Below are 13,987 nucleotides of genomic sequence, written 5' to 3'. Positions count from 1 at the left end.
TACTATCCCGCCCCACCCGACGATCGCACCAGCATCACGCTGGAAGTGGCCAACGGAGGCGTCTACCCGGCAGTCCCCATCAAGCGCTGACCGGCCGGGAGGCTGGGACAGGACGGCGAGTGGGACTCCGCACAGCCGTCGCGCTCCCGGTCAGGGCAGCGCGCCGGTCGTGGATGGACGCCCATGACCTGCTCGCCCCGCTGTCACCGATCAACGCGCCAACCTCGATCGTGTACGGCGACCAGCATCCGGTCTGTCCGCTCGGCCACGGCGAGGCCCTGGCTGCCGCGAGGCCCTGGCTGCCGCGATTCCAGGAGCGATACCGCACGCTGCATCGACGGCGTCCCATCGCACGCCGTCGAAGGAACGCCGTTCGAAGCGGCCGGCGAGCATGCAGCTGACCTGGACCCAGCCATATGCGTCAACGCGATCGGTACGCAGCACGGCCGTTCTTGGCACCTGTTCCCGCGCTTCGGCATGGCGCATGCCGTCCTGCCCACGGTCGAGCCCGGCGTGGAACTGGCCCAGTTGTCGTTCCACCCGTGCCGTGTCCCGGCCGACCTGCTCACCCGCGCCCCGCAGGTGCTGCCGCGCCTGGTCAGCGTCGGGGAGTTCCGGCCTCCCGGCAAAGGGGTGCTGTTCCCGGGCGATCTGGCGGTCGGCGTCCGGAACAGCCGCCTCTACCTGGCCGAGGCAGGCCCTGAGGCGGTCGAGCTTGGCCGTCTGAGCCGGCTGCTCAGACGGTGAGGGAATGCGAGCCGTATGGCACACCCGAATTCCAGACCAATGGCCCCCAGCCATCGCTTTCTTGGTTGGTGCACCGGCGCCGGACCGAGCTGGCGGCCCGCCAGCTCACCGACCCCTGGCCCTTCCTGGAGGACGAGACCTTGTCCGGCGACCTCCGCCCACCAGCCCGCCTTCACCGAACCCTACGTCAGGGCACTCGACAGCCTGCACAGATTCGGGGCCCGTGCCACCGTCGCGCAGCGGGCAGCCGAGCTGTAACACCGCGCACCCACGCCATCCAGGACAACACACCACAACACGCCGATCCGCCTCCGGACCCCTGCGCATCTCCCCCACGCTGAGCACATGCCTGAACACCGCCGTCATCCCCGCCTCTCCGCTCGAACCACCAGGCGACTCGCCACGCGCCGCCGGACGGGTCGGCCTCTGCGTCGCAGACTCACCTCCATCCAGCTCTGGGTGGGCGTCGCGGGGATCACCGGGAGTCTCATGTCGGTGCCCGCGTTCATCGTCTCCATGAACGCGCTGCGCGTCAGCGAGCAGCAGCGATCGGAGGTCCAGCAGGCGAGACTGGCCTCTGAGCGGGCTGGCCGGCGTGATTTCGCCCTGCGCGTCACCGTGGAACCGGGCGAAGTAGACATCGCCACCCCGCTCATGACCGGCGGCACGATCACGGTCAAGAACGGGAACGCCCTCCCGACCACGATCCAGGTCCATGTCGTGCTGTCCCACGACGAGAAGGCGCAACGTCCGGTGCAGTACGCCACCTTCGACGCTCCCGCGTGCAGCCAGGTCGACTACCACATGCAGCGCGACGAGGAGCGCGTACGGACCCTCACCAGGGCCGACGGCTGGACCACGCTCGTCGTCATCGTCAACCCGCTCGACCCGCACTCCCGCTTCTGGTCGGCCGGGCTCGGGGCGGAACCGGTCACGATGGATGAGGTGACGAGGTTGAGCGCGGCGGACTCCGTCTCCATCAGCGACTTCATCCCCACGAGCCGCTACCTCCCCACCTGCGTATGAACCCCCACCGGACATGACGGCTGAGCGCCTGGGCGACGTCCGGCCAGCCCGTCATCCAGCCGCTCTCGGGGAGTGCGCGGCGGTGACAGCTCGGCGTCGATCAGCGCCCGCCCGAGCGGGGAGGCGTAGGCCAGGAAGACGCCCACCTGGCAGCTCTCCACCCGGCCCGCAGTAGCCTGGTCGGCCGGCGCCGGCAGCAGGATGGCACCGGCATCTCGTTCTCGAGCAGCTTCAGGCTCGTGCGGACGTCAAGGCTCGGCAGGCGGTGGAGCGCGGCATCAACCGCCTTCAAGACACTGTGCCATGGCCGCCAGATACGACAAGCCCGCGGTCCGCCACGAGGTGACCGTCCTCGTAACGGCCATCAACGCGCCGCCATCCTGGCTGCAGGGCGGCCCATGCGATCATTGGTCTGATACATGCCCCTGCTGGTGAGGCGTGCATCAACTTCCGGGTTTTCCTCTTCGAGGATCATGCACGTCACTGGACGCTTCGGGGTGCCCCGTTCGCAGACGGAGCTCCAGGACGTCCTCCTTGCCGAAGACCTGCCCGGTGGGAACGAACCCGGCAGAGGTGTAGAGCGCCCTGGCCGCGATGTTGTCGCCACGCACTCCCAACCGCAGCACCGGTACGTCGAACGCGTCCCGCACGTGGGCGATGACCTGTTGGAGGGCCGCTCGGGCCAGCCCCTTCCCCTGGTGATCCTTGTCGATCATCAAACGATAGAGCCAGATCTGGCCGTCATCGGGATCGGGGCCGTACATCGCGAAGCCCACGGCGCGCTCATCGTGCATCACCGCACGGGTCACGAAGCCCGGCAAGAACCGACTCTCCGCAATCGAGTACAGGTTCGACGCGATGAGATCAGCCTGGTCGTCAGCCACCCTCAGCTCGGCCACCGCTTCCCAGGTCTCCTGGCACAGGTCGTCAAGGCGCACACGAATCGACATAGGTCCTCTCTATCGGATCATTGCGCAGACCGTCATGCGAATATCACTGCGCTCAGGCACGGGTGACCATTGCGCGAATCGCCGCACGTCACGCACGGATGTCGGACAGACTGACCGCCCCATTGCCGTACCAGCAGGCCGACAGTCACATGCAAGATCGCGCCTGGGCCTTCTCCCAGTCGGCAGCCGCTGTTGGATCGAGCGCAGCCAACCCGCGCCACCGCACCGAACCGCAGCGCCGGGAACTGCCTGACCTGTTGGAGACGCTGGAGAGGCCTGGCAGCGCAGAGGCGCCCCGAACAGCGCCACAGATGGCTCGCCGGAGCCTTCCGCCGTTCGGCAAGAAGTCGCCCAGCATTCGCTTCCTCCCCATGCAAGCCGTCACGCTCCTCTGCGAACGTGACGAAGGGCCGCAGGTTCGCCTGCTCCGCCCCACTTCGTGCGCAAGCTCATGGGCCACCCGAGAACGACGCACCAGGTATTCCAGATGAAAGGTATGTCCCATGTGCCGCACCCATGCACACTCCCACAGCGCACCGGAAGGAACGGCTGCGTTCGCCGACTTGTCCGTCTCAGAGACCGAACTGTCGCCCGCCGACCTCGGTCGGCGCCGCTTTCTGCTGACCAGTGGGCTGCTCGGCATCAGCAGTCTCGGTGTCACCGCTCTGGGAGGGCTGACCACGCGTCCCGCCGCCGCAACCAGCAGAGGCTCCCGCGCGCTCCACTGGCTGGCCGGCGACCATCACGTTCATACGCAGTACAGCTACGACGGCATGTACACCATCGAGCAGCAGGCTGCGGGCGCTCTCAAGCACGGCCTGGACTGGCTGGTCATCACCGACCACGGGCACGCCGCGCACGAGAAGTTCGCGGTCGAGTCCACTTACGCCGACATCGTCACCTCCCGGGCCAAGCACCCTGAGCTGCTGTTGTGGCAGGGGCTCGAATGGAACGTTCCCGGAGGCGAGCACGCCACGGTGTTCTTCGACGGTGCTCGCGATGAGATCCAACTGCTGCGCGCGTTCGAGCGGCTCTTCGACTCCAGGATCAACGGCACCGGCGCCAGCAGCCCGGCGAACGAGGCCAAGGCGCTGGAGGCGCTCGCCTGGCTCGAGACCGCGCTGCGCACGGGTTCGGCGAGTTCCGCGCTGTTCCTGATCAACCACGTGATGCGGCGCGGCAGGTACTCCCCACGTGACCTGCGCACCTATCGCGACAAGGCGCCGAACATCGCAGTCGGCATGGAGGGCGCGCCTGGCGCCCAGAACGAGCCCAGGGCCCGCGGCGACTTCAACAACACCGCCGACGCCGACTCCTGGGCCGGCTGGCGGCCGGAACACTACCCCACGTACGGCGGCTTCGACTCCATGACCGGAATCCTGGGCGGCATGTGGGACTCGATGCTCGCCGAGGGCAAGGGCTGGTGGATCACTGCCAACTCCGACGGCCACTTCTACAACGGTGACACGATCGTCGAGCCCTCCCGACCTGCTGACTGGTACGACCAGCACGGTAGATACCCCGATCCCATCGACGGCGGCGTCCCGCTGCGGCACGCCGACTTCTGGCCCGGTCAGTTCAGCCGCACGGTTGTAGGGGCGACCTCACGCAGCTATGGCGCGGTCATGGAGGCGATCAAGGCCGGGCGATCCTGGGTGTCGATGGGCGGCCTCATCGACGGGCTGCACGTCGACGCGCACGCCCCCGGCAACGCCCCGGCCACATTCGGCGGACGGCTGTCGGTGCGGCGCGGCGACGACGTCACCATCACCATTTCCGTCGATCTCACCGGCCGTCCTAACGCCAATGAAGAGATCCCCCGGCTCGCCCGCCTGGATCTGATCCGCGGTGCGATCAGCGGGCCGGCCGCCGACCCCGACGTCTTCACCGCCCCGGACGTGAGTGTGGTCGAGTCGTTCATGCCGAAGGGCAAGGGCCGGGTCGCCCAGTTCCACTACAAGTTCCGCGACGTGCGCGAGCCGTTCTACTTCCGGCTGCGTGGCACCGACGGCAGGCGCAGCGCTCCCGGCGGGATGGAGCCGGCGGCGGACACAGGCCGCAATGAGAACCCCTGGCACGACCTCTGGTGCTACACCAATCCCACCTTCGTAGAACTGACATAGAACGATTCGACGATGCCCGTCCCACTCGAAACATGGTTTCGCAGTGGGAGCGGGGATTCGCCGTGCGACCAGAGCGACAACTGGGACCATCGCAGGGTGTGGCTCTCGCTTGTCCACCGGTCGGTAAGAGGTCTGATCGTCTGCTGACGGTGCTCATGCGCTCTGGTCTGTCCAAGACGTTGAGCTACTGGTGCTCCGGCACGAGAACCAGGTACTCCGCCACCAGCTCCGATGGCCGACCGCAGTGGCACCGTGGCGTTCTCCACCCCTGACCGGTCCAGCGGCACACTGGTGCTCGGCGTGCTGACCGTCGAGGAGAACGCGACCGCCTGTCTCGCGCGCCCGGAACACGCCTTCACCGGCATCGCACCCGGCGCCTACGAGCTGCGTCGCCACCGTGAGCAGGCGGACCAGGTCCGGCTCGTCGCCGGCTGAGGCTCTGCGCCACCGGATGTCACGCTCCGGAAGGTGATGGCCTGCCGGCGCGCTCTGTCGGCGTGCCGGCGCAGGAGCGTGCGCGGGGAGCCGATCAACCTCGGCCGGCTACGTCGCCACTCGGCGGCGCCCTCGTCACAGCCGCCGGCATCACCCGGTCCACTCACGACGGCCGCCGCTGTAGCGGAAGTAGCCCGACGGGCTGTTGGCCATGCGGTCGGAGATCGACGGGTCGGACTGGATCCGCTGGAACTGCGGCGGCGAGATGAGCGCGTTGCTGATCGCGGTCCGGTCCTCGCCCTTGTCGTCGATGAGGCGCTGCACGATCGTGTCGTCGTTCAGGCCCGTGTCAAGAACGATCTTGTCCGGGCCGGCGAACCGTACCTGGTCGCTGTCGGCCGTCCGGTTCGGGTTGCGGTCCAGCACCGCCTGCGGCCCCTTGCGGAAGCTCGTCACCTGGTACGGGCCGCTGGCGACCGGGTGCTCGCCGTACGTCTCCGGCTTGGTGCCGGCCGCGGCCGGCACCGGCGCGAAGGCCGGCATGCTGACGATCCACGGCCAGTTGCCGAACGGACGCCTCAGGTGGAAGACGAGCTTGTGGTCGCCGGCGACCTCGATGGAGTCGAGCTCCTTGCTGTCGTACGGGCCGTCGTAGTCGGTGCCGCCGGTGCTCCCGAACCGGTGAGTTGCTGGGCATCAGGTGCGGTCTCCGGCTCCAGGGACGATCAAGCCGGTCTCGTATGCGATGACCACGGCTTGGGCGCGGCTGGACAGCTTGAGCTTGGCCATGAGGCGGCCCAGGTGGGATTTGACGGTGGCCTCGGCGATGTTCAGGCGCGTGGCGATCTGCTGGTTGGTCAGGCCCTGGCCGACCAGGTGGAGCACGGCGGTTTCCTGGCTGGTGAGCCGGGCGAGTTCCTCGGGCCGGCGCCGGTCGGGTTCGGGCGCGGTGACGAAATGGTCGACCAGGCGCCGGGTGACGCTGGGCGCCAGCAGCACCTCACCGCGGGCGACCGTGGCGATCGCGGCCAGCATCTGGTCGGCGGGGGTGTCCTTGAGCAGAAATCCCGAGGCGCCGGCGCGCAGGGCGGCGAAGACGTGTTCGTCCAGGTCGAAGGTGGTCAGGATGAGGATCTTCGGTGCCGGGCCGGCGGCGTGGGCGAGGATGTGGCGCGTGGCGGCGACGCCGTCCAGGTTGGGCATGCGGATGTCCATCAAGATGACATCCGGGGCGGTCGCCGCGGCCTGGGCGATGGCTTCGTGGCCGTCGGCGGCCTCGCCGACGACCGCGAGAGCGGCGTCGGTGCGGAGGAGGGCGACCAGGCCCGCGCGGACCAGGGCCTGGTCGTCGACGACCAGGACGCGGATGGTCCCGCGGTCGGTGTCGGGGCCGGTCATCGGGGCGCCCCGGGTCGTGGTGCGCTCTGCTGCGGGTGGGCCGTGGCGAAGGCGGGCTCGGCGAGTGGGGAGGCGGGCAGGTGCGCGGTCACGGTGAAGCCGCCGTCCGTACGTGGGCCGGCGGTGAGGGTGCCGCCGTAGAGGGTGGCTCGTTCGCGCATGCCGATCAGGCCGTGCCCGTCGGCGCTGTGCCCGGTGGTGGCCGGGCCGTTGTTGCCGACCTGCAGCGTGACCGCGGCGGGCTGGTAGGTCAGGGTAAGGGTCACGTCGGCGTGTGGGGCGTGTTTGAGCACGTTGGTCAATGATTCCTGGGTGATGCGGTACAGGCACCGGTCCACGCCGGGCGGCAGCGGGCGTACCTGACCGGAGGTTTCCCGCCGGATCGACAGGCCGGACAGACGGGAGCGTTCCAGCAGCGTGTCCAGCTGGGCCAGCCCCGGCTGCGGGGCGTAGGAGTCCTCGCCGGTGTCGGACGTGAGACGCAGGACCGACAGCATGTTCCGGAGTTCGGCCAGTGCCTCGCGGGTGGTGGCGGCGATCGCGGTGAATGCTTCGCGTGCGGCGTCGGGTTCGGTGTCGATCAGGCGGCCGCCGGCACCGGACTGGATCGAGACGACCGACAGGTGGTGGGCGACCACGTCGTGCAGTTCCCTGGCGATGCGCACGCGTTCTTCGGCGACCGCTCGCAGGGCTTTCTCCTCGCGTTCGATCTCCAGGTGGCGGGCGTGCTCGATGAGGTCCTGGTGGCGCAGCCGGCGGCTGCGCACCCCCTCCCCGATGGCCCAGGCCGCGCCGAGCTGAAGCGCGTTCTCGACCAGGCTTTTGACGATCGCGAAGGTCAGCCCGGACCTGATGAGGTCGGGAACGAGGATGCCCGCCATCAGCACCAGGGCCAGGACGCCGTCGCGGTGGCCCTCCCGGCGGTGGGCCGCGACGGTGTAGAGGCTGACCAGCACCGGCGGGGCCTGGAATCCGTTGGGGTAGCCGGCCAGGCCGCAGCAGATCAGGCCCGCCGTGATCACCGCAAGGACGGGGATGGGGTGGCGCCTGCGCAGCACCAGCGGCGCGCTGGTGAGCACCGCCAGCAGGTACGCCAGCACGACCGGGTCATGGGCGGACAAGGCGGCCTGCGTCACCGCCAGCGCGGTCGACACACCGGCCAGCAGGCTGTCGGCGACCATCACCGGCAAGCCGCGCCACCAGCGGCCCCATCGTCGCACCACGTTCATGAGACGAAGGTAGCCGCCAGCATGACCCGCTTTGTCCTCCTTTGGGAGGAGTCGTCGTTAGGGCAGCGGTTGCAGAGAAGCGGGCGGTTGGTGTGCCGGTGGCAGGGCCCGGATCGACCTTCCGCACGATGTCCGCGGGCTGCTCAGGCCCCTAGTCTGGATACAGCCGGTGATCAGTGATCAACAGGGGGCGCCCCTGAGACCGGACACATCACTACCGGAGCGTCGAAATCCGACGCGCGCCGGATCCGCAGGAAACAACCCCTTCACCAAGGAACGACGCATGCTCCTCATCAAGAGTGGAACGGCTGCCGCAGTGGCACTCACGGCCGGAATCGGATTGGGCGCCGCCGGACCGGCGCAGGCGGCCACCCCCCTGGACCGCTTCCACCATCAGACGATCACCTGGCGCGCCTGCGCAACCGGACCCGGCGATCAGATGGGCGAACAGATGGACGCCGCCGGTGCTCGATGCGCCACCGTTCTGGTCCCGATGGACTACCGCAGACCGCAGGGGCGGACCCTCTCCATCGCGCTCTCCCGGATCAAGGCCACCGATTCCTCCCGGCGCCGCGGCGTCTTGCTGCTCAACCCCGGCGGGCCGGGAGGCGCCGGCCTCTCGATGACGCTCCTGGGCAAGGAGATGCCCGCGGTCGCGGCCCGTTACGACCTGGTGGGCATGGACCCCCGATTCGTCGGCCGCAGCACACCGATCAGCTGCCGGTGGCAGACCGACACCTTCCTCCGCTCGGCGGGACCCGACCGGCGCACCTTCGATGAGGGGGTGCGCCTCGCCGAACAGTTGGCGGCGGGCTGCGCCAAGGGCAATCTCCAGACCCTGCCGTACGCCACGACCAGGAACACCGCACGCGACATGGACGTGATCCGAGCCGCGCTCGGCGAGCAGAGGCTGTCCTACCTCGGCTACTCCTACGGCACCTACCTGGGTGCGACCTACCTGCAGATGTTCGGCTCGCGGGCCGACCGGGTGGTCCTCGACAGCGCCGTCGACCCGCGGGTGTACGGCCCGCGCATGTTCTCACGCGCCGCCCCCGCGATCGACGCCGCGCTGCGGCGCTGGGCGTCCTGGGCCGCGTCACACGACAAGGAGTACGGGCTGGGCGGGACACGTGACGCCGTCCTGGCGACCGTAGAGAAGATCAACCGGCATCCCGTGAAGATCGGCGGATACCGCGTCAATGCCCATGTCGTGCCGTACTGGCTGTTCGCACGCCTCTACAGCGACGCCCCGCAGTCCTATGCCGTCCTCGCCGAGGAGGCGCGGGCGCTGAGCCGCGGCGGCGAGACACCGCCGCCCGCCTCGCTGAAGGAGTTCCTTGACGGCCTGTTCACCGGTTCCGGAGAGGCCTCGGACCGGGCGGGCACGGCGATCCTGTGCGGTGACCGGGCCGCACCCCGCGACCCGGCGACCTACTACCGCGACATCCAGCGGCATCGCACCGCCGAACCACTGTTCGGACCGCTCGTCCGCAACATCTCCCCGTGCGCGTTCTGGCCGGTCAAGCCGCTTGAAGCGCCCACGAGGATCGGCAGCTCCGTACCGGCGTTGATCGTCGGCGCGGCCGGCGACCCCGCGACGCCCTATCCGGGCCAGCAGGCCATGCACCGGGCGCTGACCGGCTCCCGCATGATCACATTGAACGGCGCCTTCCGCCACGGCGTCTACCTCGCGGCGGGCAACGCCTGCGTCGACACCAAGGTCACCAGCTACCTGGTCGACGGTGTCCTGCCCGGTAAGGACGTCACCTGCGGCCGGCCGGCCGTCTGACACGTTCGCGCCCCACCACCAGCCGTCCCGGCCCCGGGCCTCGAAGCTGGAGATCTACGCTGACCTCGCTGAACCGGCTGCACGAGATCCCTCGCGCCGTCGTGGACGACGTCGCGCCCCCTGGGGTCCAGCGACGGCGGTGGGCAAGATCCGCGCCTGGGCCGACGCGCACCCCGATCGCGGCCGTGATCGACTCGTTGGGGAAGCCTTCCGCGCCGGTGCCGCGTGGGTGAACTCCAACGCCCCCGACCGGCTCCTGGCCGATCCTCGGCCTGGCGGACGGCAACCACGCCAACATGTGTGGGACGACCACGATCGAACGTTGCGGCTGATCGACTGGGATGACTCAGGACACAACGACCTTCCAGGAGGTCGACCGGCTCGGCCGCAACCTCCTGGAAGGGCTCATCGTCCTCAACGACCTGTTCCAGCGCGGCATCGCGGTCAAGGTGCCGACGGGTATCGCGGCCGGTGAGCACACCGAGCGCCACGTCAGCCCCTTGGCGATGGATCAGGGGCGGTTGTCCCCTCTGCCGGTAGTTCTGGTGTCCCTCACAACTACGGTGCGGCTGGTGACACGAACCCTTGCGACATGAGGTCGCACGTGGCGAGTGACTACGTTGAAGGAGGATCGATCATGTCGGGAACGTAGTCCAGGTCAGTGTTCGAGGCCTGTCCTCACCCTGACGTGCGTCGCGGGTAACTGCGGGGTGCGGAGCTCAGGGGAAGCCCAAGGGCCGCCGTCCGTCCGGTGGCCACAGGCGAGAGGAAGGCTGGGAGGGGCGAATGATCGTGAATCCTCGCTGATGCCTCGTTATGTCAACGCTCCGGGGCGGAAGATTAGACCGGGGTGCCAGGGACCAGCCGTTGAGAGACGGCAGGCGGCGGCCGGAGAGGGTTTCCGGCCGTGGGAACACCGCCGTCCCCGGGGTGCAGAGGACGCCCGGCCCCAGCCGTGTCTCGCGCGTGCGGAACATGGAAACCCCGTCGGGGTCCGCGCCCTGAACAAGGGGCGTGGTAGGCCGACCGTAAGGAGAGCTGAACTCCCCGGCGGGAACAGGATGCCCAGGAAGCTAACGCCGGTGGCCGAAAGGCAACGGGAAACCGAGGCAGCTAGGCCGTGTTTCAAAAGATCACGACGAGTCGGCGTGTCGCTGGTCGTGAAATGAAGAGGTCTCCGGTAATTGGTTCAACGACCAAGAAGAACGAACACCGGAGACCTCGTGGCCAGCGTAGCGGCAACGAGGCGGCACGACCTCACTGACGCGCAGTGGGCGGCGCTGCAGCCGCTCCTGCCTGCCCGATCGGGCAGAGGGCGTCCGCCGAAGTGGAGCAGGCGGCAGTTGATCGACGGGATCAGGTGGCGGATCCGGACCGGGGCACCGTGGCGGGATGGCCCGGACTGTCATGGCCACTGGTTCACCGTCTACGGACTGTTCCGGCGCTGGCAGCGAGCGAGGGTCTGGGCACAGATCCTGGCGGCGTTGCAGGCGTGCGCGGACGCTGCGGGGAAGATCGGCTGGACGGTGAGTGTGGACTCCACCGTCGTGCGGGCGCACCAGCATGCGGCCGGCGCGCGCCGGGACGGTGATGCGCAGAAGGAGCCGCCCGGTGGTGTGCACGCAGAGCCGGCTGATCATGCGCTGGGGCGCTCGCGTGGCGGGCTGAGCACCAAGTCCCATCTGGCCTGTGAGCAGGGGCGCAAGGTGATGGCCGCGGTGGTGACCGCGGGGCAGCGGGGCGACAGTCCGCAGTTCACGGCGGTGCTGGGCCGGATCCGGGTGGCCCGGATCGGCGGCGGCCGTTCCCGGACCCGCCCGGACCTGGTGCTGGCCGACAAGGCCTACACCAGCAAGGCCAACCGCGGCCATCTGCGCCGGCGTGGAATCAAGGCGTGCATCCCGAGCAAGGCCGACCAGGACGCCCACCGCAAGGCCAAGGGATCGAGGGGAGGGCGCCCGCCGGCCTTCGACCCGTGCTCTACTGGCTGCGTCACGCCGTGGAGTGCGGCATCAGCCTGCTCAAACGCAACCGTGGCATGGCCACCCGCTACGACAAGCTCGCCGTCCGCTACGAAGCCACACTCACCATCGCTGCGATCAACGAGTGGCTCAAAGCCTCATGAAACACGGCCTAATCTTGTTCTTTATCCTCCGGATTGTTGTGCTAAGCGGCGGGTTGATCGTTTCCCGGACAGCAAGACGGCCTTGAGTGATCATGCGCGGTGTCGAGTCGCTACTGATCACTACAAGGCCGTGAGGGTGAGTCTGCTGAACGAAGCCGCCTGTGTCGAGTCTTCAGAGGTGTTGTCCCGGTTCCGAAATGATGTCTACGCCTGCCTCAAGGCGCGGGCCGATGCGTTGTTCGAGCTGGCAGAGGCGCTGTTGTGCGAGCCCGGACCGGTGCACTCGCCGGTGGATCTGAGCTTGTCGCCGGAGTACCGGCGCGGGCACGGAGCCCTGTACGGCGGGCTCAACCACGGCCGGATCGATGCGGACCAGCTGCGCCAGGTGCTGGCCGGGCTGCCGTTGCCGCGCTGGCCGGACGGTCGGATCGTGCTGGCGGTCGATGTGTCGCCGTGGCTGCGCTCGGATGCCGCCTGCTCGGCCGAGCGGTTGTTCTGCCATGTATACGGCCGGGCCAAGAGCGCCTCGCAGTTCATCCCGGGCTGGCCGTACTCGTTCGTGGCGGCGCTGGAGATGGGCCGCACGTCGTGGACGGCGCCGCTGGATGTGGTGCGGCTGGGGCCGGCCGACGACGCCACCGCCGCCCAGCTCCGCGGCGTGATCGAGCGGCTGATCGCTGCCGGGCAGTGGCGCAGCGGAGATCCAGATGTGCTCATCGTGACCGACGCCGGCTACGACATCACCCGTCTGGCCTATGTCCTGCGTGACCTGCCCGTCGAACTGCTGGGACGCATCCGCTCCGACCGGGTGCTGCGCCTGCCCGCCCCACCACGCCGCTATGACCCCAAGGGCGGTCGGCCGTCCAAGCACGGTGGCGAGTTCGCTCTGGCCGACCCCGCCACCTGGCCCAAGCCCGCGGTGGCCACGGTCACGGACACCACCCATTACGGCAAGGCCGAGACCAGCGCCTGGGACCGGCTTCACCCCCGCCTCACCCACCGCGCCGCCTGGCTCGACCACGAAGGCGAACTGCCCATCATCGAAGGCACCCTGATCCGGCTGAAGGTCGAGCACCTGCCCGGCGACCGAGACGCCCCACCCATCTGGCTCTGGTCCTCCAAGACCGGCGCCACCGGCGTGGACGTGGACCGCAGCTGGCAAGCCTTCCTGCGCAGATTCGACCTGGAGCACACCTACCGCTTCTGGAAACAGACCCTTGGCTGGACCCGGCCCAGGCTGCGCGCCGCCCAGGCCGCCGACCGCTGGACCTGGCTGCTCATCATCGTGCACACCCAGCTGCGCATGGCTCGCCGGCTGACCGAGGACCTGCGTCACTTATGGGAGAAAGCAGCCTCGCGGGGGCAGCTCACTCCCGCTCGGGTCCGGCGCGGGTTTCGGAACCTGCGTCCCGCACTCGCACAGCCGGCCAGTGCGCCCAAACCCTCTCGGCCCGGCCCGGGACGTCCATCCGGGATCCCCAATCGCCGGCCCGCACCCCGATACGACGTGGGCAAGACCGTCAAACGCGGCCGCACCCTCGCAGCCCTACAACAATCCGGAGGATAAAGAACAAGCTTAGAGCCTGCGCAGATAGGTGGGTGGGACGACCGCCTCCCAAGCGACGTCCTTGAGCCCCGTCCATCTGCCCGGCCTCTTACGCGCAGACCGTTCGGCGCTGATGAGCAACCCTGGTGTGGTTCAGACGACGCGGGCGTCGTAGGTCTCGCGGTTGGCAAGCACAGCGTCCATGTGCGTCTCGGCCCAGGCCTTGACGCCTCGCATCATCTCGTACAGCGACAGGCCGAGATCGGTCAGCTCGTAGGAGACCGTGACCGGCACGGTCGGCACCACAGTGCGGGACACCAGGCCGTCGCGTTCCAGGGAGCGCAGCGTCTGAGTGAGCATCTTCTGGCTGACGCCGGCCAGCAGGCGCTGCAGCTCCGAGTAGCGCATCACCCGGGGCCCGCCGGCGCAGTCGGCGCCGGGCTGATGCGCGCTGTCGCTGCCGAGCGCGGCCAGGATCAGCGTGACCCACTTGTCCGAGATCCGATCGAGCAGCTTGCGGCTGGGGCAGGCCGCCACGAAGGCGTCGTACTCCACCTTGGCCTGTGCCCTTTGCTGGGCTGCCGTCATCGTCGCCATGGACCATTCCTCTCACGCGTGG

At 68.9% G+C, this 13,987-nt stretch carries 12 protein-coding genes and 1 pseudogene; 8 read left to right on the top strand and 5 right to left on the bottom strand.

Annotated elements, in window-relative coordinates; all coding sequences use genetic code 11:
• The first annotated feature begins 183 nt into the window (after positions 1-183).
• Positions 184-747, top strand: coding sequence for a lantibiotic dehydratase (locus ACIHAD_RS13455; protein WP_397354640.1), 564 nt, complete (start codon positions 184-186; stop codon positions 745-747).
• A 459-nt stretch (positions 748-1,206) separates the two neighbouring features.
• On the top strand, positions 1,207-1,773 hold the full coding sequence (locus tag ACIHAD_RS13450) for a hypothetical protein (protein WP_397354639.1): 567 nt from the start codon (positions 1,207-1,209) through the stop codon (positions 1,771-1,773).
• Positions 1,774-2,216: 443 nt separating this feature from the next.
• Here the strand turns inward: ACIHAD_RS13450 and ACIHAD_RS13445 are convergent, their stop codons facing one another.
• A complete protein-coding gene (locus tag ACIHAD_RS13445) occupies positions 2,217-2,723 on the bottom strand; it encodes a GNAT family N-acetyltransferase (protein ID WP_397354638.1) in 507 nt (168 codons plus the stop codon).
• A gap of 563 nt (positions 2,724-3,286) precedes the next feature.
• Between ACIHAD_RS13445 and ACIHAD_RS13440 the strand changes: the two genes are divergently transcribed.
• Entirely contained in the window at positions 3,287-4,846 is a 1,560-nt protein-coding gene (locus ACIHAD_RS13440; RefSeq protein WP_397354637.1) for a PHP domain-containing protein, read from the top strand.
• Between the two features lie 231 nt (positions 4,847-5,077).
• Positions 5,078-5,281, top strand: coding sequence for a hypothetical protein (locus ACIHAD_RS13435; RefSeq protein ID WP_397354636.1), 204 nt, complete (start codon positions 5,078-5,080; stop codon positions 5,279-5,281).
• A 150-nt stretch (positions 5,282-5,431) separates the two neighbouring features.
• Here the strand turns inward: ACIHAD_RS13435 and ACIHAD_RS13430 are convergent.
• The 3 genes and pseudogenes from ACIHAD_RS13430 to ACIHAD_RS13420 form a co-directional block, all read right to left on the bottom strand.
• A pseudogene (locus ACIHAD_RS13430) lies at positions 5,432-5,917 on the bottom strand (ABC transporter substrate-binding protein); the annotation flags it as partial.
• Positions 5,918-5,977: 60 nt separating this feature from the next.
• The gene (locus ACIHAD_RS13425) at positions 5,978-6,679 is read right to left on the bottom strand and encodes a response regulator (protein ID WP_397354635.1); all 702 of its coding nucleotides are present in this window, start codon (positions 6,677-6,679) and stop codon (positions 5,978-5,980) included.
• On the bottom strand, positions 6,676-7,908 hold the full coding sequence (locus tag ACIHAD_RS13420) for a sensor histidine kinase (RefSeq protein WP_397354634.1): 1,233 nt from the start codon (positions 7,906-7,908) through the stop codon (positions 6,676-6,678). The genes ACIHAD_RS13425 and ACIHAD_RS13420 overlap by 4 nt, the downstream gene beginning before the upstream one ends.
• Positions 7,909-8,401: 493 nt before the next feature.
• Here ACIHAD_RS13420 and ACIHAD_RS13415 point away from each other — a divergent pair, with 493 nt between their 5' ends.
• From ACIHAD_RS13415 to ACIHAD_RS13400, 4 genes are all read left to right on the top strand, one after another.
• Positions 8,402-9,697, top strand: a complete 1,296-nt coding sequence (locus ACIHAD_RS13415) for an alpha/beta hydrolase (RefSeq protein WP_397354633.1) — start codon at positions 8,402-8,404, stop codon at positions 9,695-9,697.
• A gap of 341 nt (positions 9,698-10,038) precedes the next feature.
• On the top strand, positions 10,039-10,293 hold the full coding sequence (locus ACIHAD_RS13410) for a hypothetical protein (protein ID WP_397354632.1): 255 nt from the start codon (positions 10,039-10,041) through the stop codon (positions 10,291-10,293).
• Positions 10,294-10,920: 627 nt separating this feature from the next.
• Positions 10,921-11,822 (top strand): IS5 family transposase gene (locus ACIHAD_RS13405; RefSeq protein ID WP_397354631.1). Its coding sequence is split into 2 segments (ribosomal slippage): positions 10,921-11,674 and positions 11,674-11,822, totalling 903 coding nucleotides; the frame shifts between segments, so codons are not numbered across the junction.
• On the top strand, positions 11,731-13,389 hold the full coding sequence (locus ACIHAD_RS13400) for an NF041680 family putative transposase (protein WP_397354630.1): 1,659 nt from the start codon (positions 11,731-11,733) through the stop codon (positions 13,387-13,389). Before ACIHAD_RS13405 ends, ACIHAD_RS13400 begins: the two co-directional genes overlap by 92 nt.
• A gap of 132 nt (positions 13,390-13,521) precedes the next feature.
• Here the strand turns inward: ACIHAD_RS13400 and ACIHAD_RS13395 are convergent, their stop codons facing one another.
• The gene (locus ACIHAD_RS13395) at positions 13,522-13,965 is read right to left on the bottom strand and encodes a winged helix-turn-helix transcriptional regulator (protein ID WP_397354629.1); all 444 of its coding nucleotides are present in this window, start codon (positions 13,963-13,965) and stop codon (positions 13,522-13,524) included.
• Positions 13,966-13,987: the final 22 nt, after the last annotated feature.

It is taken from the genome of Nonomuraea sp. NPDC052265 (assembly GCF_044547985.1).
In the GTDB taxonomy this organism is placed as follows: domain Bacteria; phylum Actinomycetota; class Actinomycetes; order Streptosporangiales; family Streptosporangiaceae; genus Nonomuraea.
The sequence above is the reverse complement of the archived record's forward strand: the minus strand, read 5'-3'. Positions and strand labels throughout refer to the sequence as shown.

What these genes read in the sequence shown, in the direction of transcription:
- ACIHAD_RS13425 (WP_397354635.1), bottom strand. Translation starts at nt 6,679, where the DNA reads ATGACCGGCCCCGACACCGACCGCGGGACCATCCGCGTCCTGGTCGTC.
- ACIHAD_RS13455 (WP_397354640.1), top strand. Translation starts at nt 184, where the DNA reads ATGACCTGCTCGCCCCGCTGTCACCGATCAACGCGCCAACCTCGATCG.
- ACIHAD_RS13415 (WP_397354633.1), top strand. Translation starts at nt 8,402, where the DNA reads ATGGACTACCGCAGACCGCAGGGGCGGACCCTCTCCATCGCGCTCTCC.
- ACIHAD_RS13420 (WP_397354634.1), bottom strand. Translation starts at nt 7,908, where the DNA reads ATGAACGTGGTGCGACGATGGGGCCGCTGGTGGCGCGGCTTGCCGGTG.
- ACIHAD_RS13445 (WP_397354638.1), bottom strand. Translation starts at nt 2,723, where the DNA reads ATGTCGATTCGTGTGCGCCTTGACGACCTGTGCCAGGAGACCTGGGAA.
- ACIHAD_RS13435 (WP_397354636.1), top strand. Translation starts at nt 5,078, where the DNA reads ATGGCCGACCGCAGTGGCACCGTGGCGTTCTCCACCCCTGACCGGTCC.
- ACIHAD_RS13410 (WP_397354632.1), top strand. Translation starts at nt 10,039, where the DNA reads ATGACTCAGGACACAACGACCTTCCAGGAGGTCGACCGGCTCGGCCGC.
- ACIHAD_RS13395 (WP_397354629.1), bottom strand. Translation starts at nt 13,965, where the DNA reads ATGGCGACGATGACGGCAGCCCAGCAAAGGGCACAGGCCAAGGTGGAG.